This is a genomic window from Mesorhizobium tamadayense, from assembly GCF_003863365.1.
Classification (GTDB): Bacteria; Pseudomonadota; Alphaproteobacteria; order Rhizobiales; family Rhizobiaceae; genus Mesorhizobium; species Mesorhizobium tamadayense.
This window is the reverse complement of the sequence record NZ_RQXT01000259.1, coordinates 1-412: the sequence shown is the minus strand read 5'-3', so window position 1 is coordinate 412 and position 412 is coordinate 1. Positions and strand designations below refer to the sequence as shown.

1 protein-coding gene is annotated in these 412 nt (G+C 66.3%); it reads left to right on the top strand.

Annotation, left to right across the window (positions count from 1 at the left end; all coding sequences use genetic code 11):
- Positions 1-158 precede the first annotated feature (158 nt).
- Positions 159-412 (top strand): transposase (locus EH240_RS37580; protein ID WP_206075413.1); only part of this gene is annotated, 254 nt, incomplete at its 3' end.

Here is a 412-nt window from a genome sequence, read left to right as displayed (position 1 = left end):
GGTCGCGTCCCGGGACGTGGTGTAGCTCGGCGGTAGCGAAGCCGCTCGCGAGCGCGCCCTCGACAGCGCTGTAGCGAGCGAGCGGCTTTGCGGCGGTCATCGATGTTCCCCGGTAAAGGTCGGGTTGCTGACACCAACCTGATTCGAAGGAAGCACCGATGACCGACGACATGATGAACCTGCGCGCGCTCGTGGAGAAGACCCCGGATTCCGATCTTTTGCGCGAGATGATCGGCTTTGCCGCCGAGCGGCTGATGGAGCTGGAGGTTGGGGCCGCCACCGGCGCCGCCTATGGCGAGAAGAACCCGTTGCGCACGGCCCAGCGCAACGGATATCGCGAGCGCGACTGGGAGACGCGCGCCGGCACCGTCGAGCTGCGCATCCCCAAGCTCAGGAAGGGCTCCTATTTCCC